Source organism: bacterium, assembly GCA_019912885.1.
Taxonomy (GTDB): domain Bacteria; phylum Lernaellota; class Lernaellaia; order JACKCT01; family JACKCT01; genus JAIOHV01.
In genome coordinates this window covers 1-22,119 of the sequence record JAIOHV010000126.1, presented here as the reverse complement: position 1 = coordinate 22,119, position 22,119 = coordinate 1, and the positions used below count along the sequence as shown (strand labels likewise).

The window sequence follows — 22,119 nt, the reverse complement described above, 5'->3', positions numbered from 1 at the left end:
ACGCGGTGACCTTCGGGCCTACTTGCGATACAACTCCCCATGCTCCGCCGCGTGTCTCCGATAATTCTCCGCCGTCTCTTGCGCGGGGTGGCGGTCGCCGTCCTTCGTGTCGCGGACCTTCGCGGGGATGCCGACGACAAGCGAACCCGGCGGGACGATCGTGTTTTCCAGGACCACCGCGCCCGCCGCGACGATCGAGCCCGCGCCGATGACCGCGTTGTCGAGGATGATCGCGCCCATGCCGATGAGCGCGCGATCCTCGATGGCGCACCCGTGCAGGATCACGCGATGCCCCACCGTGACGTCGTCGCCGACGACGCAGTTCGATTTGCCCGTTGACATGTGCAGCATGCACAGGTCCTGGATGTTGGTGCGTTTGCCGATGCGGACGTGCCCCACGTCGCCGCGCAGGACCGAGCCGTACCACACGCTCGATCCCGCACCGATCGTCACGTCGCCGATGACGACCGCGCCCGGCGCGACGAAAACGTCAGGGGCGAGGTCGGGGGTTTTGCCATTGAGTTCGCGAATGATGTTGTTCATGAGGGAAAAATAGTCCGGAAGGCTGGAAGTCTGAGAGTCTGAAAGGTCATCGCAAGCGCGGCCGGCCCCTTCGAGCCGGCCGCGCCAATCTTCAATCTTCATTCTTCAATCTTCAATTTCCGCATCCGCCGCCGCAACCTCCGTCATCGTCGTCATCGTCGTCATCCGACACGTCGTCGTCCGAGGTGTCGTCGTCATCGCCGGTGTCATCGTCCGCGTCGTCATCGTCCGCATCGTCATCATCGGCGTCATCGTCGGACATGTCGTCGTCGCCGGTGTCATCGTCCGCGTCATCGTCGTCGCCCGTATCGTCGTCGCCCGTGTCGTCGTCGCCCGTATCGTCGTCCGCGGTGTCGTCATCCGTCGCGTCGTCGTCGTCACCGGGGATCGTTGTCGTCGTCGTGCCCGGCGCGGTCGTGGTTGTCGCCGGCGTGGTCGTCGTTGTGGTGGTGGTGGTGGTCGTTGTCGTTGTCGTTGTCGTTGTCGTAGTTGTTGTCGTCGTGGTTGTTGTCGTCGTGGTCGTGGTTGTCGTGGTCGGGATCGGCCAGCCAAAGACGCGGATGTTGTCCACCCCCCACCACCACTCGTAATACGCGTTGTAGTAATGGAAGCGGATCTGCATCGTCTCAAACGTCTCGGACGACAGGTCGACGGTCGCGATTTCCGTCACGTCCCCGCCCGAGAAGCGCGCGACGTTCTCCCACGTGCCGCCGTCCAGGCGAACGTCCACGTCGCCGACCTCCGTCGAATACGAATTGAAGTCGTGCACGAACGTGAAGTAGATGCCCTCGTTGCCTTCCACGTCGATGATCTCACTCGTCAGCGTTTCGTCCAGGTTCGAGGTGTCGTAATAATCCGAGTCCACGATCATGACGACGCCGAGGCTCCCGGGGATATTGCGCCCGCCGGGGTTTTGATCGGTCCACGTGCCCGGGCCCGTTCCGCCGTCCGTGATGTCCCACGGGTGGTCCCAGACGGTCGCGTTCGAGTCCCACGTCTCGGCCCACAACGCCGTCGGCGAAACGTACGCGGCCGATCGCTCCACGGTGTTGGCGTCCTCCTGGCCGAGGCTGTCCTCGGCGCGCACAACGTAGAAATACGTCACGTCCGGCGTCACCGCCGCGTCGACGTACGTTGTGTTCGCCGTTGTCGCGAGCGGCGAATTGAAGTTCTGCCCGTTCGAGGAGAGCGCGCGGTAGATGTTGTACGTGACGCCGTTCGCGTCGGTGCCCGCGCTCCAGTTCAGGCGGATCGAGCCGTCGATCGCCGGGATCGCCGTCGTCAGGCCCGCGAAGACGGGCGGCGCGCAATCCGCGAGCGCCGTATCGGTCTTGACCACGTTCGTGCCGCCGTCGCCGTCGTCCGCGTCGAGATAGGCCGCGCCGATGACGTCGCCGTCGGACACGGAGAGCACGCCGTTGGCCGCCGGCGCGCCGCTTGTGGTGTTGATCGAGCCCTCGTATTCGCCGTCGTTCAACGTCGCCGACAGCGTGACGAACTCGCCCGCCGGCTCCGTCGTGCTCACGACCTTCACCTGGATCGTCGGCGCGGCCAGATCGCTGTCGCGCACGGCGATGTCGATCGTGTCCGAGCAGGTGAAGATATCATCGATGGAGATCGTGCCGTCGGAATTGATGCCCCAGATCGGCAGCATGTACTGATACGCCGCAACGACATCGACGCGGCCGCGGCCGTAGGTGTTGTCCTCGCCGGCCGTGCCGAGATCGACGGCCGTCATGTACAGCGCTTCCTTGAACGCCTCGGGCGGCGCGTCGGGGAACGCCTGCTTGAGAAGCAGCACCGTGCCCGCGACGTGCGGCGTCGCCATGGAGGTGCCGCTGATCGTCGCGTAGCTGTTGTTCGGATACGACGAACGCACGTCAACGCCGATCGCCGAAACCTCCGGCTTGATCGACACGTTGTCGCAATCCGACGGCCCGCGGCTCGAGAAGCCGGCGATCGTGGTGGCGTCCTGATTCAGCGCGCCGACCGCGAAAACCGAAAGCGACGACAGTTGCGAGCTTGCCGGCGAACGCAGGGTTTTCGCGCCGCTTCCCTCGTTGCCCGCCGCGAAGATCACCGCCACGCCCGCGGCCTCGGCCGCCGTGATCGAGGCGTTGAAGTCCGTGCGGCACGGCCCGTAATACCAGGGCGCGAGGCCCCAGGAGTTGCTGCTTACCGCGGGGACGTCGTCCATCGTCGCGGGGTTGCCGTCCGGGTCCGCCGCCCACTGAAATCCGCCGACCGCGTCGGAGAAGATGTCGCCGCCGGTGTCGATCGTCTTGGCGCCGATCCACTTCGCGCCCGGCGCGACTCCGATTTCGTTGGCGCCGGTCTTGCCGAGGATCGTGCCGAGCGTGTGCGTTCCGTGCGTGCTGGAGTCGGTCGGAAAGGTTTGATTGTGCAGCGGATCGAACCATGCGTGCGATGGCTGCACGCCGGGGTCAAGGCCGCGCCAGCGCGCCGCGAACGCGGGGTGGTTGCCGTCGGCGCCGGTGTCCTGATCGCAGGCGAGCGTCCCGGTGCCGTCGATGCCAAGGGCCCACAGGGTCGGCGCGCCGGTCTGGACGACGCCGTTTTCGATGGCGGCGACAAGCGGCGGTGCGTCGTCCTTGGTGACCTCCACCGGCTCCACGAGCTGGATCGGATAGTCGAGATAGATCGAGCGGATGTCGCCGCGCCTGGCCAATTCGTCGAGCGCCCCCGGCATCGCCGTAACCGCGATGGCATTCGTGATCCAGAACGGCTTGATGCGCGTGATCGCGCCGGTCATTGCGCCGATCTCGAGCGCGGAGCGCAGATCGTCCTGCGTCTCCGCCGCCTTTTCCTGAAGGCGCGTGATGACCTCGTAATGCCGGCGGGCCAGGTCGCCGCCTTCGGCCTTCACCTCGGCGATCACGGCGTCCAGATCGACTTGATCGTCAAGCACGAGGATGGCGTCCACCACGCCGGCGGCCCCGGCCAGCGACATCTCGTCGGTGAGATTCGGATCGATCCAGGCCCCCGCGAGCGCGGCGGCCGGTAGAAGGGCGACGCACACGAACGCGATGAGCGTCCGGGAAAACGCGCGCATGTCCCACTCCTTAGGAAATTGGACTCGTTCCCGCCGCACCCTCAAGCGGCGCGCGAATCGAATCGGCTCAAACGGTCAGGGTCGAAAAATCGCGACAAATGCGGGGAAAATCTTACACCGACCAGCCGGAAAAGTCCAAAGCGGCGGCATCACAGGTACGGCCCGCCGAACTCAAGGTACGTGTTCGCGCTTTCCCCGTCGATGTGGAGCGGCGATTCGCAGCCCGTCGAATCGCAAGGATAAATCAGCCAGCGCGTCTGGCCGCTCACGTCTCCAACGATGGCCGGATCGGGCGCGTGATCGCCTGTGAAATCGTATTCCATCGTCATCCACGGCGTATAGTCGAACGCGGTGGGAATGTCCGCATCGTACACTTCGTCCATGGATTCGCCGTTGTAGAGATAAATACGCCATTCATAGACCCATTCGGCGCCGTCCCACACGGATTCTTCGGCGAGGACGAAGACGTCCACGATCCCGTCGCCGCCCAGGTCCGCCGCGCCCGCGTTCGAACGCCCGCCTTCTCCAAGCGGAATCGTCGCGAGCGCCGTGGTTTCCGACCCGTCCAACATCGACAGAAGCGAAAGCTGCCCCGTCCGCGCCCCGCCGTCCGAGTGTTCCGTAATGACGGCGATCGAGGGATCGAGCCCGCCCGCGGGGATATAGCCGACCTGCGTGCCTCCCCGCCGGCGGCCGAAGGCGAACTCGGTGGCGTAGCCCGGCGGCGTCGTGAACGTGAAGCGCTCCGAGTAGCTGCCGGGACCGTCCAGCACGAGCCAGCTTTCAGTGCCGCCCGACTCGCTGATGTTCAGGAACGGATCGAGCACGCCGTCGAGGTCGACGTCGACCGCACCCCAGAGTATGTACGCGTACGAGTTGCTCTCGGGTGTCGGAGCGTATTCCTTGACGAAGACCCCGCCTTCATAGCCGTAAATCGTGTGCGTCGCCTCGCGCGAGGGAATGGCGTCATCGGCCCACGTGAGGGCGTGGATGAATTCCGTCATCCCGTCGCCGTCGAGGTCGCCGGCGAGCGCGCTCGACCAGCCATTGCCGTCCTGCGCCTCGATCGGATCGGTCGAAACGACCGGATCGCCGGTCAGGCTGTCGTACGCGTAAAATTGAGCATATTCGGTCCCGGCGTCGTCCCACTCGCGATAGGTTGCGAAATGCACGGCGCCGGACTCGCCGGTCACATTCGACCCGGTGGGGAACAGGCGTCCCGGCACAAAGTCGGGCAGCCAATTCGTATACCCGACTCCCTCGTCGGCGATCAGATCGCCGGGCGTGATTTCGCCGGCCTCGTTGTGGAAGATCAGGTAGCCGTTGTCTCCGCCGCAATCCGAACAGTAGGTGACGAAGTCGGCGAAGCCGTCGTTGCGTTCGTCGAGGATGGCGAACGCGTACAGATTCGCGGCGACGGGATCGGATTCGTAATACGGCGTCTCGAAATCGCCGCCGGCGTATACGAGAAACGTCGTTTCCAGCGTGCCGGCGTCGAAAGCGGCGATCAGCACGTCCCAGATGCCGTCCTGATTGAAATCCGCGACCGCAAAGCGCGTGCCGCCCTCGCCGATTGCGACGTTCTCCAGAGTAAGCACCGGCGTGGGCGCCAGCGTTCCCGGCTCGACGAGGTTCAGAACGAATCGGTCCTCGTCCCCGTTCATGACGGCCATGGCGAGTTCCTCGTCGCCGTCGCCGTCGTAGTCCGCAGGCACGATACAGCCGGTCTCGGGACCGAGATCGTCGTCGTCCCCGGTGTCGTCGTCGCCCGTGTCATCGTCGCCGGCGTCATCGTCGCCCGACGTGTCATCGTCCGTCACGTCGTCATCGGAATCGTCATTCGCCGCGTCGCCGCCGCCCGAATCGTCGTCATCGTCGCCGCAACTGCAACCGGCGCATACGAAGGTCAATAGAAAACACAGCGAACCGACCCGCCATAGGTTTCGCATCACGCCACCTCCCGAACCAAAGGCAATCAATCCACCATCAAAGGGCAAGCGTAACGAATTTAACGGTAAAAGAGCAATCGCCGATCAAAACGCGGAAGGCGGGCCGGGATTTCACGCTGCGGTTTTTTCGCCGTCGATAAGCGCGCGACGTTCCTGGCTTCCCGGTTTCACAGTCGTATCCCATCGTATTTCGCCGCGTCTAAACAGGCATTCGGCGTTCCCCGCCTGTCAGCACCCGCACCCGCCGCCGTCGTCGTCGTCATCATCATCATCATCGTCGTCATCATCGTCATCCGCCGCGTCGTCGTCGTCGTCGCCAACATCGTCGTCATCGGCATCGTCGTCGTCGCCGCCAGAATCGTCGTCGTCGCCCGTGTCGTCGTCGGTATCATCGTCTGCCGCGTCGTCGTCCGCGGTATCGTCATCGTCGTCCGGGGGCGGTTCGTCGCCGACCGTGAACGCGCTGAACATCTCGTCCTTGCCGTATGCCGTCGTGACGCGCAGATGACGCACGCCGGTGTCGGCGTCCGTCGCGTAGGTGACGTCGATACGCAGCTCATCCGGCGAGACGAACGTGAGATCCGTGGGCGATACCGATGTGTCGTCGAAGCCGAAGCCGATTTCGACAAGCGGCGCCGCGTCCTCGAACAGGCGCTTGCCGGCAACGACGAGCGTCGTCGTTTCGCCCCGATACGCGACATCGGGCGTCACGGATACCAGGCGCGGCGTCGGCCACGCGGCGATGACGACCTTGCCCGACAGGCGGCCCGCGTCCGAAGCGCGCGGCGCGCCGAAGGCCACGTCATTCACGCCGTCGCCGTCGAAATCCGCGATCGCGATCGACGCGCCAAACAGCGACTGCTCGTCCGTTTCTGCAAAACGCCAGAAGGGCGTCGTGGTGAGGTCGAACGCGGCCGTCGCCGGGAAATGCGACGCGCGCCACAGGAACGCGGCGCCCGCGCGCGCGGGATCGGTCGACGGGTGCGATTCGCGGAACGGCCGCGTCAGCCACAGGTCTTGTTTGCCGTCGCCGTCCGAGTCGGCGATGGCGATTTTCCAGCCTAGGCGGCCGTAGGTGGTGTCGCCCTCGACGAGGAACTTTTCGGTCACGTCGTTTAGGTCGTGCTCGCCAATGATCGCGCCGAGCACCACCGAACGCACCTCGCCCGCCTGCACCATGCCGTCGATCTCGCGCGTGGCGGATGCGACGAGAAGCTGCGGCGTGCCCGTGCCGCCGGGATCGCCGCCCGCGAGCGCCGCGCCGAGCTTTCCGTAGGGCGCCGTGCCGTTGACGACAAACTCCGGCGTCGTGTCGCGATCCGTCTCGAAGAATGAATAGCCGTACACGCGTCCCGCGATCGGCTCGCCGCCCGCGCCCGGGCGGCCGGGCTGCCCGACGACGAGATATTTCTGCCCGAACTCAAATTCGACGACCGCGACGGCGTATCCGAACCATCCGTAGTTGACGGAGTCGGACGCGACCCAGTCCGCGTCATCGACATCGGCGCTCGCCGGCGGAAGGCCGGTCGTGGATAAAAAGACGGCGACGCGCCCGCGCTGCCGGCCCGCGCCGCGGTGATACGGCGTCGCGACCACGAGGTCGGCGTATCCGTCGCCGTCGAGATCGCCGCCCGCGAGCGTGTGGCCGAGATTTTCGTACGGCGCGTCCGACGCGATGACGACATCCGGCGTCGCCGAAATTCCGCCGCCGGGCTGGCCGAGGAAGATTTCGACCTTACCGTGGTAGCCCGGATCGCCGAGCGCGGTGCCGACGGTGGGCGAGGAGACGGCCAGGTCGTCGCGGCCGTCCGCGTTCAGGTCGATCGTCTCCACCTGCCAGCCGAAGCGGCCGTATTCCGCGTCGCCCGTAAGGATCACGTCCGCGTCGGCGAGGAGGTTGAAATCGACATCGCCCTCGGCGAAGGCGCCGCCGTACACGATGTAGACGGCGCCGGTCTGTCCTTCGCCGGGCTCGCCCGTTCCGGGCGCGCCGATGGCAAGGTCGGGCGCGCCGTCGTCATTGTAGTCGCCGGCGGCGAGGTCCGTGCCGACGTAGTCGTTCGCGCCACCCGTGACCCAGGTGGAGATGCGATCCGCGTGCGCGGGGATGGCGAGGCCGTCCGCGGCGGCGGTTTTGGCGATGGGTCGTAATGCGTCGCGCGCGCCTTCGACGGCGACCGCGTCCGTGGCCTCGAAGTACACGCCGCGCTCGGTGCGCGTCTCGGTGATCGTGATGCCAAGGTGCGCGAGGTTCGCGACGGCGTTGAAATGCAACTCCTCGATGTAATCGTGCATGACGGAAAGATTCACACCCGGAGGCGGGGCGAGCGGGCCGGCAGGCGGCGGGCCGTTTTCGAGCCAGTCGATCGTCTGCGTCCAGTACCACGTCGTCCACGCGGCCATGTCGTCGATGCCGCCGACGAAGTAATCGTGCATGTGTTCGACGAGAAACGGCGAGTCGTTCGCGTAGAGGAAATAGAGCAGGAACCCGCCGATCTTCTCGGCGAGCGCGCCGATGTATTGTACGCGCATCTGGTTTTCGATGTCCGCCGCCGTGACGGTGTCGTAACCGAGCTCGTGATACACGGCCTCCATATCCTGCGACGGGATGTACCACGGCGAAAGCCAATCGACGCCCTGATCAAAGGAGTAAACGAGGTCGCCGCCGGTGTCCGCGGCGGTGTGCGCGGCCTGCCAGTCGTTGTCGAACTCCATTGCGCTCATCACGTCGATGAGCGCCTCGGCGATCGGCAGGCCGTGCCAGTTGATGTCGGCGATGCCGTGGCACGCGAAGCCGAAAACGAACGCGATGAGCTTTTCGGTCGCGGTGTCCCACGGCTTGGGATAGGCCTCGCGGATGTACTCGACGACCGCGATGCGCCACGGGTCCCAGTGCGCGTATTCCGCCTCGTCGTGAAACGCCTGGCCGACGAATCCCCAATCGGGGAACACCGAACCGGGTTGCAGCGCATCCTGGTGATCGAGGACGAATTGCTCGTAATCCGGATGCGCCGGCGACGCGAAATCCAGCACCGCGCGCTGCGCCACCTCGTTGTGCACGGTGATGCCCGCGGCGTTGGCCGCGCCGGCGGCGAGAAGGACAACGGCGGCCGCGACAACGACCGCGCGAAGATTCGGTTTCATGCGCACCTCGTGACGGCGGAAACGCGAATCGCGCCGCCTGCCGTCGAATCGAAACAAGCGCCGAATCTACCAAAACACGGGGCGGCAAACCAATGCGTTCGACGTTACGGACGCGCGCGCCTTGCCTCGTCCCGCGAATCGTGTGAGATACGAGCGATGCTTCGATCCCCGACGTCTTCTCGCGCGGCCCTGGTCGCGGTCGCGTTTGCCGCGATGGCGCTTGCGCTTTTCGGCGCGTGCACCGAAATCGAGGACCCGCCCGACAACATCATCCCGACCGAATTCGCGCCGCGCGAGGAACCGATCTCGATCGTCGTCGAGGCCGGTAACGCCGACGGCACGCTGCACGATCCGTACCTCGGCGTGACGATCGACACGGCGGAGTTCGTCAATTCGCGCACCGAGCCGGACGACCCGGGTTTTTACGAGGGCATCCGCCGTCCGGATCTGTCGAACCCGCGCCTGCGGGCGCTCGTGCGCCAGCTCATGCCGGGCATCCTGCGCATCGGCGGCACCGTCGCTGACGGCACGTATTTCTGCGAGGGCGAAGGCGACTGCGACCTGCCGGAGAGCTACCAGATCTCCTATCGCGACGCCGAGACGTTTCAGCCGGGCTACTGGACGCGCGACGATATCCGCGAGATCGCCGATTTCGCCGAGGCGACCGACGCGCGCGTTTCGTTCTGCCTGAACTTCGGCCCCGGCCCGCGCGACGCCGACACCGGCGCTTGGACCGACGCCGACGCGCGCCGCCTCATCCGCTTCGCGCGCGGGCTCGACAACGGAGACCGCTTCGACATCTGGGAGGCGGGCAACGAGGTCAACGGCTTCTTCTTCAACTTCAAGATGCCGGGCGGCTTCGGGCCGGACCAATACGCGGACGACCTTCGCGTGTTGCGGGATCTGATCGACGAGGAAGATCCGGGCGGCCGGCTTCTCGCGCTCGGCTCGTACTACTACCCGGTCTACTTCGTCGGCGATGTGTTCCGCTTCTCGGCGCGTACACTCGCCCTGGCGCGCGATGTCGTCGATATCGCCTCTTGGCACCTCTACCCCACGCAGTCCGATGGCTGCGGCGAAAGCCCGCTTTGGCAGACGTTTCCCGCGACAGCGGAAAATCTGTTCGACGAGAACATCGTGGAAACGTCCCGCGCGTACGCAAGCGATTTCAAGACAGCCGCGAAGGACGTGCCGGTGTTTCTGGGTGAAAGCGCGTCGGCGCAATGCGGCGGGCAGGACGGCGTGTCCAATCGCCTGGCCGACGCGCTGTGGTGGGCCGACTGGATCGGCGTGCTCGCCTCGGAGGGGACGGGCACGTTCGTGCGGCAGTCGCTCGCAGGACTGCGTTACGGGATCGTCGAACACGACACGTGGGAGCCGTACCCGACCTGGTACACGATCTGGCTTTACAAAAACTTCGTCGCGAAGGCGCACCTGAAAACGACCACGCTTCGACACACGCTCAAGGCGCACGGCTTCTGCGGTACCGAGAGCGGGCGCGTCACGATCGTGATCGCGAATCCCCAGGCGAAGGCGCGCGAGGCGATTGTCGAGCTTTCCGGCGCCGCGATCGAAAGCGCCGTGCGTTTCGATCTGACATCACCCGGCGGTCTTGCGGGCCGCCTTGCGTTTATCAATGGGGTCGCGGTGGACGAGGCCGGCAACATGGCGATGCCCGAAGGTGAGCCGGTTGATGTCACGGACGGCGTCGCGACGCTGGCGATTGCAGGCGAGTCGCTCACGTTCGTTTCGGCCGTTGTCGTGGGCGAAGCCGAGGCGTGCCAGTAGGATTGCGGCGACGAATCCACGTGCTAAGTTGTCCACCGGTCATGTTGAAGCGTCTTTGCACCGCCGCCGTCATCGTTGCCGCCGCCGCCCTTGCGAGCGGTTGCGAAATCGTCCGCGATCTTTTCGGTCCCAAACCGAACCTCGTATTCATCGTCATCGACACCTTGCGCGCCGATCACCTTGGCGTCTACGGCTATGCCCGCCCGACCTCGCGGAACATCGACCGCTTCGCCGCCCAGGCGACGGTCTTTGAGCGGATGTATAGCCCGAGCCCCTGGACGATGCCCGCAACGGCGTCGATGTTCACGTCGCTTCCGCCCCGGGACCACGGCATCGCGGAATGGAAACATCCGCTCGAAGGTCGCCTCCTGACGCTCGCGGAAGTCTTGAACGAAGAAGGCTACGACACGGAGGCGGTCGTCAGCCACGTCATCTTCCGGCCGAAATACGGCTTCAACCAGGGCTTTGATCGATTCGATACGTCGGTTCTCAAGTTGGGCGAGTCGAAATCGATTGCGTCGTCGAAAGAGGTCACCGACCTGGCGATCGAGGCGGTGGACCGCCTCGACGCAGGCCCGTTTTTTCTGTGGGTCCACTATTTCGATCCGCACAACGACTATCTGCGTCATGAGGAATTCGATTTCGGCCGCCGCGCCGTCGACCGGTACGACAGCGAGATCGCCTACACGGACCGGCATCTGGGGCGCCTGCTCGATCATCTGAAGGCGGCGGGCCGGTTTGACGACAGCGTCATCGCTATCGTCGCGGATCACGGCGAGGAGTTCGGCGATCACGGCGGCACGCGGCATTCAAAGACGTTATACGAGGAGGTGCTGCGCGTTCCGTTTATTCTGCACGCCCCGGGCTTCGCCCCTGGGCGCGTGGACACCGTGTTATGGCATGTGGATGTGGCGCCGACGTTCCTTGCGCTGCTCGAAATCGACGCGCCGGAATCGTTTCAGGGCCGGCCGATCGAGTCGGCGGGCGATCGATTCGTGAAGGGGAAGGACCGCACCATTTTCGCGGAGACGCTGCGTTTTGCCGACAAGCGCGGCGTGCTCGATCAGGACTGGAAATACATCCACGACCGCGAGGCGCAGGCGGTCGAGCTGTTTGACCTGAAGGCCGACCCGCGCGAGAAGCGCGATCTCTACAAAGCGTCGCTCGGGCGCGCCGCCGGCATGCAGCAGATGCTCGACGCGCACAATGCCAGGGAGCGCGCGAAGGTGAGCGAAAACGAAATCCCGGATGACCTTGCCGACGAGCTGAAAAGCCTGGGGTATTTGCAGTAGGGGGGAAGAGGGAAGAGGAAACAGGAAAGAGGAAACAGGAAATAGGAACGAGCGACACGCCGCGAGCCGGTGGTATTTACAAAAATGTTCGCGTCAACTTTGTTAACCTGAGTTTCGCGCAGCGGCGTTGGGTCGGCGCGGCGGTATTGTCACCGTGAGCGCGGATGACAAACCTCGCGCCCGCGATGACCTTCCAGCCATCCAGCCTTCCAGCCTTACTAAACCGCGTCGCCTTCGTTCACGGTCCAGATCTCGCCGGAGTAGATCAGCTTTTTCAGATCGCCGGGTCCGCGCTTTTCGATGGCCGAATCAATCTGCGCGCGAACGCTCGCGTCGTAGGTCGGCCGTTCGACCTCGCGCAGCACGCCGATCGGCGTGGGGAAGGCGGGCGGCAGCATCTGCGCGAGCATGAACGCATAGCCTGGATCGGGCGCGTGCTCGTCGTGCACCACGAGATCGGCTTCGGTCACGCCGTTTTCGCCGATGGTGACGACCTCGGGTAAAAGGCCGTTCAGGCGGATGCCTTTATTCCCGTCCGCGCCGAAGACGAGCGGCTTGCCGTGTTCGAGATACACGGCGCTATCCGCGCGCGTCGCGCGGTTCTCCACATCGTCGAAGGCCTTGTCGTTGAAGACCAGGCAGTTTTGATAAATCTCCACGAGCGAGGTGCCCTTGTACGCGGCGGCGCGCTTGACGATCTGACCCAGGTGCTTGATGTCCACGTCGATCGCGCGCGCCACGAAGCTCGCGCCCGCGCCGATGGCGACGGACAGGGGATTGAACGGCGCGTCCACGCTGCCGAACGGGGAGGATTTTGACTTCGTGCCCGGCAGGCTCGTCGGCGAATATTGTCCCTTGGTCAGGCCGTAGATGCGGTTGTTGAAAAGCAGGACGTTCAGATCGACGTTGCGGCGCAAGGCGTGGATGAAGTGGTTGCCGCCGATGGAAAGCGCGTCGCCGTCACCGGTCACCACCCACACGGACAGATCCGGCCGCGCGAGCTTCAGGCCCGTCGCGATACCCGGCGCCCGCCCATGGATGCCGTGAAAGCCGTATGTGTTCATGTAATACGGAAAGCGGCCGGAACAACCGATGCCGGAGACGAACACGACGTTGTGCGGCGCAAGTCCAAGCTCCGGCAACGCCTTTTGCACGGTCGCGAGGATCGCGTAGTCGCCACAGCCGGGGCACCAGCGGACCTCCTGGTCGGAGGCGAAGTCTTTTTTTGTGAGCGTCTGTTGCATCAGTTGGTCTCCTTGACGATCGCGAGCGCGCGCTCGACAAGCTCGACGACGCGAAACGGGCGCCCCTGCACCTTCGGGAATCCGGCGAAATTACCTTCGTATTTCGCGCGCAGGAGCATGAGAAGCTGCCCGCTGTTGAGTTCGGGGATGAGCACCGTGCGATAGCGGCGCACGACTTCGCCCAGATTTTTCGGGAGCGGATTCAGGTGACGCAGGTGCGCGGTCGCCACGGACACGCCCTGCCGCGCCAGTCTTTCGCGCATGGTGCGGATGCCGCCGGCCGTCGAACCCCATCCGATCACGAGCAGGTCGCCCGAATCCGGGCCGGTCACCTCAAGGTCCGGCACGCCGTTCGCGACCGCGTCCATTTTGTCGGCGCGCATCCGCATCATCGCCTCGTGGTTTTCCGGGTCGTAGCTGACGTTGCCCGTGTGCAAGTCCTTCTCGAGCCCGCCGATGCGATAGGTCATTCCCGGCGTGCCGGGCACCACCCACGGCCGGCCCAGCGTCGCGAGGTCGCGATCGAAGTGCGCCACGCCGTTCGCGCCATCCGGCTTGCGCACGGCAAACCGCGGCAGGGCGTCGAGATCCGGCAGAAGCCAGGGCTCCGAGCTGTTGGCGACGAAGCCGTCGGACAACACCATCACGGGCGTCATGTGCGTCACCGCGATACGCGCCGCCTCGATCATCACGTCGAAGCAATCCGCGGGCGTCGCCGGCGCGAGGATCGGCATCGGGCACTCTCCGTGCCGCCCGAACATCGCCAGAAGCAGGTCGGACTGTTCCGGCTTGGTCGGCATGCCGGTCGACGGACCCGCCCGCTGAACGTTGATGACAATGAGCGGAAGCTCCGCGACGACGGCCAGGCCAAGCGCCTCGGCCTTCAGGTCGATGCCCGGGCCGCTCGACGCGGTCGCCGCCAGTGTTCCACCGTAGGACGCGCCGATCGCCGAGCAAACCGCGGCGATCTCATCCTCGGCCTGGAACGTCGATACGTCGTAGTGCGTGTAGTGCGAAAGCTCGTGGAGAATCTCGGAAGCCGGCGTGATGGGATAGCTGCCGAAAAACAGCGGCGTCCCCGCGAGCCTGGCGGCCGTCACGAGGCCCATCGCGGTCGCCGAGTTGCCGGTCACGTGCCGGTAGGTTCCCGGATCGAGCGACGCGCGCCTGACGCGGTAGCTCGTCGAGAAGATCTCCGTCATCTCGCCGAAGTTGTACCCCGCCTTCAGCACCTTCAGGTTCGCGGCAACGATGTCGGGGCTCGCGGCGAATTTTTTGGTGATCCACGCGCGCGTGTTGTCGAGCGGCCGGTTGTAAAGCCAATACAGGAGACCGAGCGCGAAAAAGTTCTTGCAGCGGCCTTTTTCCTTGTTCGACAGGGGCGATTCGGCCAGTGTCTCCTGCGTCAGGCGCGTGATGTCGAGCGAGTGAACGCGGTGCGACGAGAGCGATCCGTCCTCGAGCGGATTCGACTCGTATCCCGCCTTGCGTAAATTGTCGGACCCAAATCCGGAGGTGTTCGCGATGATGATGCCGCCCATCACGAGATCGTCGATATTCGCCTTCAGCGCCGCGGCGTTCATCGCCACGAGAATGTCCGGCGTATCGCCGGGCGTGTGGACGGGCTCCGACGAGAACTGGAGCTGGAATCCCGAGACGCCGGCAAGCGTGCCCGCGGGCGCGCGGATTTCCGCCGGATAATCCGGAAGCGTGGAGAGGTCATTGCCGACCGCGAAGCTCGTCGCCGTGAACTGCGTCCCGGTGAGTTGCATCCCGTCGCCGGAGTCGCCCGCAAGGCGGATGACGACCGAAGGAACCTCTTCGACCGGGCGCGCGGGATTCCGGCTGATGGCGGTGGTTTCAGGCATATTTACGAATCCGTTGTTGATGATGAAGCCGGCAGCGCTCGCAAAACGATGTCGCGGCGAACCGGTGAGCGTCGGAGGCGCTGTATCTGGGAAGGACCATTCAATTCAGGTTTGCGGTGCGGACAACCACCGGCGACGATCACGGCCATCGCGTCGTCGCGTCCCGGCGTTCGCGGCGCGAGCCGCCGGATTTTGTTGCGGTTTTGATCTATGATCCCTTCGCGGCCGCATGTCAACAAAGTGTTGGCCTCGGCGCGCCGGTTTGGCGCGAGCTTGTTCCGCCGGCGGTGCGCGAAATGTTATGAGTCTAACAAAATGAACCGACCGTCCACGCTCCGCCGGATGAAGCGCCGTCCCTGGTATAAGACGCTGGGCTTTTTTCTCGCGGCCCAGATTCTGCTGCTTCTCGCCACGGCGATTGTCACGGAGATCGGAATGTCGATTTGGTCCGCGCGGTTGCGCGGACAGACGGCGATTCGATTCACGAACGTGCCAGACGGAAAGATCAATTTTTCCGATGCGAATCTGCACATTGTCGCGACGGGCGATTCGCACACCTTCGGCATCGGCGCGGGGACAACCGGAAGCTACCCCGCGCAGCTCGCGCGTTTGATCCACCACAAACGCCCGGACCTCCGCCCGGCGGTCATCAATGTCGCGTTTCCCGGCTACAACTCGTCGCAGGCTCTGCGCTCGTTGACGGACTACTTTTTGACCGGGCGCCGCGCGGACGTCGCGCTGTTGTCCGCGGGCACGAATAACGGTCACAACCTGGAGGAAGCAACGTTTCTGCGGGCGGACATCGCCAGGGCGCCGGTTCCCGTTCAACTGGCGCACCTGCTCGAACACAGCCGCGCTTACAAGCTGTCGCGCATTACCACCGCGCGCATCGAGCAATTGCTTGGCGACGGCGTGGATGACACGGACTGGGTGGGATGCGTTCTGTGCAAGAAAGACGAGCCGATGCTCATCGAGTGGCTCGCCGCGGATTTTCGCGAGATGGTCCGGATCGCGCGATCAAAAGGCGCCAAACCGGTGCTCGTCGGGTACTGGATGCACCGCAAATTCATCCACGAAGCGATGTCGACCGTGTCCCGGGAGACGGGCACCCCGTATGTCATAAACGAACACTTCAATCTCGCCGCCCGGCACAAGGAGAAGGATTTTCTCGTGCCCGACAATCACCCGAACGCCGAGGGATACGAGCGAATCGCCAACGCGGTGTATCTGACCTTGCTCGACGAAGGTTTGTTGCCGCCGCGACCCCCGGAGCCGGCGCCGTGAGATCGCCCGGCATTCGCCTTTCCCGGCGCCGGCGCCCCTGGTACAAGACGCTTGTCTTCCTCGCCGTCGCGCAGGTGGTGATCGCAATACCGCTCGCCTGGCTTGCCATCGAGATCGGCATGGCGTTGTGGTCGGCGCGTCTGCGCACCGAGGCGAACGCGCGATTTACCCGCCCGCCGGTCGGGCGCATCAATTTCGCGGACGCGAATTTTCGCATCGTGGCGACCGGCGATTCGCACACCTTCGGCATCGGCGCGCCGCCGGGAAAAAGCTACCCGGAACATCTGGCCAGGCTGATCCATCAGGAGCGGCCGGATCTGCGGACGTCCGTGATCAACGTTGGGCGCCCCGGCTACAATTCCTCGCAGGCGCTGAACGCGCTGAAGGACTATTTTCTCGCCCGTTGGCCTACGGACCTGGTGCTCGTTGGCGGCGGCGGCAACAACGAGCAGAACCTCTCCGACGCGACGATTCTCGACGGCGACATCGCCCGCGCACCCGATCGCGCGAAACTCGCGCACCTGCTTTCCCACAGCCGCGCTTACAAATTGAGCTGGATCGCGCGCACGCGAATCAGGCAGCTCCTTCGCGACGGCGTGGAGGACATCACGACGCTCGACTGCGTCCTGTGCGGGGGCGACCAGGGGATTCTCGCGGACTGGCTGAAAGACGATCTGCGCGCGATGGTGAACCTTGCGCGCGAACAGGGCGCCCGGCCGGTCATCGTCGGCTACTGGCACCGCAGCCTCTATGTCCATCGCGCGATGACGTCGGTCTCCCGGGACATGGGCGTGCCGTTTGTCCGAAACTACGACTTCAACCTGCCGAGCCGAGGGGACGTCGAACACTTCCTTGCGCCCGACCTTCACCCCAACAGCGAAGGTTACATGCGCATGGCCAGCGCCGTTTATCTGAGCCTCGTGGACGAAAATCTTTTGCCGCCCGCGCCGTAGCCGGGCTCAGCTCGCGCCGGCGTTTCCGACCATCGCGGCCAAGGGCAAAACGTCGCCTTCGCCGACGCCCGCTTCGCGGAAATAGCCCCGGTTCACCTCGAGCACATAGGTCACGGCGTCTTTTTCCGGCCCCCAATGCGAAAGCGACAGCGGGGTCATGTCGGCGATCATCAATACGCGCCCGGTCGCGTCGCAGAACGCGGCGGAAAGCGGGATGCGCGTGTTTTTCATCCAGAAACGCACCGGTCGCGCCTTGGGAAACACGAACAGCATGCCGCGATCGGGCGGCAGCGTATCGCGGTTCATGAGGCCGATGCGGCGCGCGTCGGGCGTGGCGGCGATCTCCACCGTCAGCCGTTTCGTGCCGACGACGATCGCCGCCTCCGGCAGGCCGCGGTTGACCTCCATCGCGTCGTCCGCGTGCGCCAAGGGCCGTCGCGCGGCGCCCGCGAAAACCGCCAGCGCCAACACCGCGACGGTGAAAAGGCCGAATCGAACGGCCGGCGTATCCAGGCGAAAGTCCATGATCTTTCCCCAACTTCGGGAGCATGGTAGGAAGGCGTGCGCGCGCAGGCAACGGTCGCGCGTTTCGGGCCGGAAAAACGTTTCGCGGCCCGCCCCCGGGAGATCCTCGTTTCCGTGAACCCATATATACGATTTCCTGCCGTCGCCGCCGCCCTGGTCGCGGCGGTCTTCGTTTCCGCTTGCGCGGCGCGCGGGCGCCCGGTCACCGGCGAATTGCGCGCACAGGCCGCGGAAATCGAGGCCGGCAAGAAGATCGACGACAAGTCGAACCTGTATTACCTCGCGATCGTGGCGGAAAACGCGCGCATTTCCGGCGACATCGAGGGCGCCCGCCAGGCGCTCGATGCGATGGCGAGGATCGAGGACAACGCCGATATCGAGCGGCTGCTCGCGCGCATCGCGGTGCAGACGGGCGACCTGGATCAGGCGCTCAAGTACGGCCGCCGCGCGTACGAATTGGCGCCGGGCGATGTCGAGAACGCGGCGCTTCTGGCGGGGATCCACTCCGTCATGGGCAACATCGACGACGCGATCGAGGTCTACGAGCAGACGCTCAAGCGCCTGCCGGACGAGCCGGAAATCCCGATCCTTCTGGCGCGGCTGTACATGCTCAAGAAGGATGAGCGCAAGGCGCACCGGCTCCTGACCGAACACGTCCGCCGGCATCCGGAATCCGCCGAGGGACACTTCGAACTGGCGCGCATGGCGCTTGCCGAAAACGACTGCGCGACCGCCGTGCCGCACGCGAAAAAGTCGATCGAGGCGGAACCGCGATTCGCGCGCGCGTACATCGCCCTTGGCCTTTGCGCCGAACTCGTGGGCGAGGACGAGGAGGCCATCGCGGCCTACGAGCGCGCGCTCGAACTCGAACCCGACAACTCCAACGTGCGCTCGCACCTTGTTCGCATGCACCTTCGCGACCAACGCCTGGACGAGGCCGAACGCGAGAACGAAAAACTGCGCCTGTTCCAGTACGAGGACGAGGTCGGCGTGCAGATCACGCGCGGGCTCATCCTTTATCAGCGCGGGCGCTTCGAGGAAGCCTCCGAGGAATTCAAGCTCATCCTCTCCGCGGAGCCGCAAAACGGCGAGGCGCGCTACCTGCTCGGCATGTCGCGGATGCGTCTGTCCGATCTCCACGGCGCCCTCGAAACCCTGGCGCGCATCCCGCAGGATCACGACCGGTACTACGACGGCATTCGCGTGCGCGCGCATATCCTTCGCCGTTTGCGCCGCCCGGCCGAGGCCGCGCAAGTCCTGCGCCAGGCGCTGCAAATGAACCCCGAGGACGCCGCCACCATGAGCGAGCTGGCCTTCGTGCTCGCGGACATGGGCGAGGTCGATCGCGCCATCGAGCTGATGAACGAGGCGGTGAAGATCGCACCCGACCGCGGCCGGATGATGTATTCCTACGCGAACCTGCTCGAGCGCGTCGGCCGCTGGCGCGAGGGCGTCGAGCTGATGGAGACGGTGCTCGAGCAAGATCCCGACGACGCCGACGCGATGAACTACATCGGCTACACGCTCGTCGAACACGACACCGACATCGAGCGCGCCGAGATCCTGCTGCGCCGCGCGATCGAGATGCGCCCGAACGACGGGCCGATCATCGATAGTTACGGCTGGCTTCTCTACAAGCAGGGCAAGTATCAGGAAGCGCAAACGTGGCTCGCCCGCGCGCACGAACTTTTGCCCGACGAGCCGGTGATCGCCGAGCACCTGGGCGACTGCTACGTCGCGCTCAACCTGCCCGACAAGGCGCGCGAGGTTTATCGCGAAGCCCTCGAACGCAATCCGGAGCCGGATCAGCAGCGCCGCCTCGAACAGAAGCTGCAGGGACTTGAATAGCGCGCGCGCCGTCATCTTTTTCGCGGCGGTCGCTCTTGTCGCCGCGGCTTGCGCGCCGCGCCCGCGGGCGCCGTCGATCGGAATCGACACCGAGGATCTCGCCGAGGCGCTCAAGGCCCGTGCCGTGCCGTTTTCCGCATTCGGTACGATGCGCTCCGGCGGCCTGGCCATCGGCTACGCCGAGGCGAAATTGCTTGTCGATCCCGTCCGCGGGATACGCATCGACGCCTTCACGCCGTTCATGACGCCGATGGGCTCCATCGTATTGCTCCCCCGGTACGGCCAGTATCTCAACCGCGTCGAGCGCGTGCTCATCCAGGGCGAGCCGGCGAAAATCCTTGCGACGCTCTTTGCGCTTCCCGTCGATCCGGCGCCATTGCCCGCGATCCTGGCAGGCGGCCTGCCCGCCGCGCACGACGGCTGGGATCTCGTGCGCCCGTGGCCCATCGACCCGCCGGGCGCGATCATGCTCGCGGGGCGCGACGCGGGCGGCCGGTGGCTGCGCGCCGCGATCGAGGGGGGAAATCGACGCTTGACAAGCTTTGCAAGTTTTCGAGAGGATGATCCCACGGATCTTTTGGCGCAGATTACGTGTTCCGACCATCGGGACGGGCCGGTGCCCATTCCGCAAAAGGTCGTGATCCGCGCGCCGGAAAGCGGCGAGACGCTCACCCTGCGGCTGACGCAGATCGAAATCGGCAAGGGACCGACGGATGCCGATTTGCGAATTGCCGAGGACGGCGTCAAGGTCATCGACCTGTAGCCGCGTCCGGCAAGCGCGACGGCGCCCGGAGGGGAACATCGTGGAAATCAGCACCCACAGGCGTCTTGGCGACATGCTCGTCGATCGAGGCGCGCTTGCGCCGCACCAGCTCGAAGCGGCGCTCAACGATCAACGCTCCTTCGGCGGCCGGATCGGCTCGCACCTTCTGCGCATGGGTTTCGTCAACGAGAACAAGCTGGTCGACGCGCTCGCCGAGCAGCTTCGCGTCGTCAGGATCAATCTGCGGCGCAGCCGCATCCGCATCGACGCGCTCGCGTACGCCAAGAAGGATTTCTGCGCGCGTCACGGGCTCATCCCCGTCGCGCGGCGCGCGGGCGGCGGCCGGCCGAAGCTACTGGTCGCGATGACGGACCCCGCGGACCTGGACGCGCAGCGCACGATCGAGTTCGCGGGCGGCTGCCAGGTCATCGCGGCCATCGCGCCGGAGTCCGACATTCGCCTCGCGATCGACTATTGTTATGCCGACGGCAAGCTGCGCGAAGCCAACGGCGAGGAAGACTTCCAGCAGCGGATCAACATCGACGGCGCACCGGAGGACTCCGAGGATTTCATCATCCTTTCCTCCGACAGCGAGGAGACGCCGATGCGCCCGGCATTCGAAGCGCGCCTGGAGGCGCTCGAACGCCTGCTCATCCGCAAGGGCCTCATCGCCGAAAACGAACTCCCGCCGCGCAACCGGAAACCGACCGCGCATTAATATTTCACCGCGAAGACGCGAAGAAACGCGAAGAACGCAACGAGAAAAAATCTTCGCGTTCTTTGCATTTTTCTTTGCGTCTTTGCGGTAAAACAATTTCGTGTCTCTGCTTTCCATCGACAACCTGCGCGTTTCCTTCGACACGCCCGCCGGCGTTTCAAGGCCCGTGGACGGCGTCTGTCTGTCCATCGCGCGCGGCGAGCGCGTGGGAATCGTCGGCGAATCCGGCAGCGGAAAGTCGCTGACGATGCGCGGCGCGTGCCGCCTCGCGCCGCGCGGCGCGTCGGTCGCGGGTAGCGCGACGCTCGACGGCGCGGGCGATCTGCTCGCCATGACGGACGGCGCGCTTGGCCGGGTGCGCGGGCGGCGGATCGGGTTTGTCTTTCAGGATCCGATGACGTTCCTGAACCCGGTGATGACCGTCGGCGCGCAGATCGGCGAGGTCCTCACAACGCACTTGCGCATGACCCGCAAACAGGCCGCGGCGCGCGCGGTGGAATTGCTTGCTGATGTGCGTTTGCCGCAGCCGGACCGCGCGGCGAAGTCGTATCCGTTTCAGCTATCCGGCGGCATGCGCCAGCGCGCGCTTATCGCCATGGCGCTCGCGGGCGAGCCGGACCTGGTGATCGCCGACGAGCCGACGACCGCGCTCGACGTCACGGTGCAGACGCGCGTGCTCGACATCCTGCGCGAGCGCTGCGAAGCGGGTCATCGCGCGCTTGTCCTCATCAGCCACGATTTCGGCGTTGTGAGCCAGGTGTGCGACCGCATCGCCGTGATGTACGCGGGGAAGATCGTGGAAGAGGGCACGCGCGACGCGGTGCTCGGCGCGCCCGCGCATCCCTACACGCGCGCGCTGCTTTCGGTCGTGCACGCGCTCGACGAGGGAAGAATCGCCGCGCCGATCCCCGGCCAGGTACCGGACCCCGCGCACCGCCTGCCCGGATGCGCCTTTGCGCCGCGCTGCCCGGTGGTCATCGACGCCTGCCGCCACGACGAGATTCCGGAAATCGAGATCACGCCGGGCCATCGGGCCCGGTGCGTGCGGATAAGCGGCGCGTAACAGAGCCGCGACCGTCAGGGAGCGGGTGATATCGAAGCAGGCGAGACGCCTGCGCTCCCGGAAA

General features: G+C 65.2%; 15 protein-coding genes. 8 read left to right on the top strand and 7 right to left on the bottom strand.

The features are described from left to right. Window positions 1-18: 18 nt before the first annotated feature. The 4 genes from K8I61_10660 to K8I61_10645 form a co-directional block, all read right to left on the bottom strand. Window positions 19-543, bottom strand: a complete 525-nt coding sequence (locus K8I61_10660; protein ID MBZ0272489.1) for a gamma carbonic anhydrase family protein — start codon at window positions 541-543, stop codon at window positions 19-21. A 112-nt stretch (window positions 544-655) separates the two neighbouring features. Next, a complete protein-coding gene (locus tag K8I61_10655) occupies window positions 656-3,616 on the bottom strand; it encodes a S8 family serine peptidase (protein ID MBZ0272488.1) in 2,961 nt (986 codons plus the stop codon). 149 nt (window positions 3,617-3,765) lie between these two features. Further along, complete coding sequence (locus K8I61_10650; protein ID MBZ0272487.1) at window positions 3,766-5,565, bottom strand: VCBS repeat-containing protein; 1,800 nt, start codon at window positions 5,563-5,565, stop codon at window positions 3,766-3,768. Window positions 5,566-5,793: 228 nt separating this feature from the next. Next, window positions 5,794-8,709: a zinc dependent phospholipase C family protein gene (locus K8I61_10645; protein MBZ0272486.1), complete on the bottom strand. Its 2,916-nt coding sequence runs from the start codon at window positions 8,707-8,709 to the stop codon at window positions 5,794-5,796. Between the two features lie 156 nt (window positions 8,710-8,865). Here K8I61_10645 and K8I61_10640 point away from each other — a divergent pair, with 156 nt between their 5' ends. Next, complete coding sequence (locus K8I61_10640; protein ID MBZ0272485.1) at window positions 8,866-10,497, top strand: hypothetical protein; 1,632 nt, start codon at window positions 8,866-8,868, stop codon at window positions 10,495-10,497. Between the two features lie 41 nt (window positions 10,498-10,538). Next, window positions 10,539-11,789 carry a sulfatase-like hydrolase/transferase gene (locus K8I61_10635; protein MBZ0272484.1) on the top strand — a complete coding sequence of 417 codons (1,251 nt, stop codon included), beginning with the start codon at window positions 10,539-10,541 and terminating at the stop codon, window positions 11,787-11,789. A gap of 218 nt (window positions 11,790-12,007) precedes the next feature. Here K8I61_10635 and K8I61_10630 read toward each other — a convergent pair whose 3' ends face one another. Both K8I61_10630 and K8I61_10625 read right to left on the bottom strand, forming a co-directional pair. Then, window positions 12,008-13,033: a 2-oxoacid:ferredoxin oxidoreductase subunit beta gene (locus K8I61_10630; GenBank protein ID MBZ0272483.1), complete on the bottom strand. Its 1,026-nt coding sequence runs from the start codon at window positions 13,031-13,033 to the stop codon at window positions 12,008-12,010. Further along, window positions 13,033-14,901 (bottom strand): 2-oxoacid:acceptor oxidoreductase subunit alpha, encoded by a 1,869-nt coding sequence (locus tag K8I61_10625; protein MBZ0272482.1) that lies wholly within the window; start codon window positions 14,899-14,901, stop codon window positions 13,033-13,035. Before K8I61_10625 ends, K8I61_10630 begins: the two co-directional genes overlap by 1 nt. Before the next feature lie 315 nt (window positions 14,902-15,216). Between K8I61_10625 and K8I61_10620 the strand changes: the two genes are divergently transcribed. Together K8I61_10620 and K8I61_10615 are read left to right on the top strand one after the other, a co-directional pair. After that, window positions 15,217-16,185 carry a hypothetical protein gene (locus K8I61_10620; GenBank protein ID MBZ0272481.1) on the top strand — a complete coding sequence of 323 codons (969 nt, stop codon included), beginning with the start codon at window positions 15,217-15,219 and terminating at the stop codon, window positions 16,183-16,185. Next, window positions 16,182-17,138 carry a hypothetical protein gene (locus K8I61_10615; protein ID MBZ0272480.1) on the top strand — a complete coding sequence of 319 codons (957 nt, stop codon included), beginning with the start codon at window positions 16,182-16,184 and terminating at the stop codon, window positions 17,136-17,138. The genes K8I61_10620 and K8I61_10615 overlap by 4 nt, the downstream gene beginning before the upstream one ends. 6 nt (window positions 17,139-17,144) lie before the next feature. On the opposite strand, the gene K8I61_10610 is transcribed toward K8I61_10615, so the two are convergent. After that, on the bottom strand, window positions 17,145-17,663 hold the full coding sequence (locus K8I61_10610) for a DUF192 domain-containing protein (GenBank protein ID MBZ0272479.1): 519 nt from the start codon (window positions 17,661-17,663) through the stop codon (window positions 17,145-17,147). Window positions 17,664-17,777: 114 nt separating this feature from the next. Here K8I61_10610 and K8I61_10605 point away from each other — a divergent pair, with 114 nt between their 5' ends. The 4 genes from K8I61_10605 to K8I61_10590 all read left to right on the top strand — a co-directional run bounded on the left by K8I61_10605 (window position 17,778) and on the right by K8I61_10590 (window position 22,055). Further along, a complete protein-coding gene (locus K8I61_10605; GenBank protein MBZ0272478.1) occupies window positions 17,778-19,511 on the top strand; it encodes a tetratricopeptide repeat protein in 1,734 nt (577 codons plus the stop codon). Further along, the gene (locus tag K8I61_10600; GenBank protein ID MBZ0272477.1) at window positions 19,504-20,274 is read left to right on the top strand and encodes a hypothetical protein; all 771 of its coding nucleotides are present in this window, start codon (window positions 19,504-19,506) and stop codon (window positions 20,272-20,274) included. Before K8I61_10605 ends, K8I61_10600 begins: the two co-directional genes overlap by 8 nt. Window positions 20,275-20,314: 40 nt before the next feature. Beyond that, entirely contained in the window at window positions 20,315-20,992 is a 678-nt protein-coding gene (locus K8I61_10595; protein ID MBZ0272476.1) for a hypothetical protein, read from the top strand. 100 nt (window positions 20,993-21,092) lie between these two features. Next, a complete protein-coding gene (locus K8I61_10590; GenBank protein MBZ0272475.1) occupies window positions 21,093-22,055 on the top strand; it encodes an ABC transporter ATP-binding protein in 963 nt (320 codons plus the stop codon). The last annotated feature ends 64 nt before the right edge of the window (window positions 22,056-22,119 follow it).

What these genes read in the sequence shown, in the direction of transcription:
- K8I61_10660 (MBZ0272489.1), bottom strand. Translation starts at nt 543, where the DNA reads ATGAACAACATCATTCGCGAACTCAATGGCAAAACCCCCGACCTCGCC.
- K8I61_10655 (MBZ0272488.1), bottom strand. Translation starts at nt 3,616, where the DNA reads ATGCGCGCGTTTTCCCGGACGCTCATCGCGTTCGTGTGCGTCGCCCTT.
- K8I61_10650 (MBZ0272487.1), bottom strand. Translation starts at nt 5,565, where the DNA reads ATGCGAAACCTATGGCGGGTCGGTTCGCTGTGTTTTCTATTGACCTTC.
- K8I61_10645 (MBZ0272486.1), bottom strand. Translation starts at nt 8,709, where the DNA reads ATGAAACCGAATCTTCGCGCGGTCGTTGTCGCGGCCGCCGTTGTCCTT.
- K8I61_10640 (MBZ0272485.1), top strand. Translation starts at nt 8,866, where the DNA reads ATGCTTCGATCCCCGACGTCTTCTCGCGCGGCCCTGGTCGCGGTCGCG.
- K8I61_10635 (MBZ0272484.1), top strand. Translation starts at nt 10,539, where the DNA reads ATGTTGAAGCGTCTTTGCACCGCCGCCGTCATCGTTGCCGCCGCCGCC.
- K8I61_10630 (MBZ0272483.1), bottom strand. Translation starts at nt 13,033, where the DNA reads ATGCAACAGACGCTCACAAAAAAAGACTTCGCCTCCGACCAGGAGGTC.
- K8I61_10625 (MBZ0272482.1), bottom strand. Translation starts at nt 14,901, where the DNA reads ATGCCTGAAACCACCGCCATCAGCCGGAATCCCGCGCGCCCGGTCGAA.
- K8I61_10620 (MBZ0272481.1), top strand. Translation starts at nt 15,217, where the DNA reads ATGAACCGACCGTCCACGCTCCGCCGGATGAAGCGCCGTCCCTGGTAT.
- K8I61_10610 (MBZ0272479.1), bottom strand. Translation starts at nt 17,663, where the DNA reads ATGGACTTTCGCCTGGATACGCCGGCCGTTCGATTCGGCCTTTTCACC.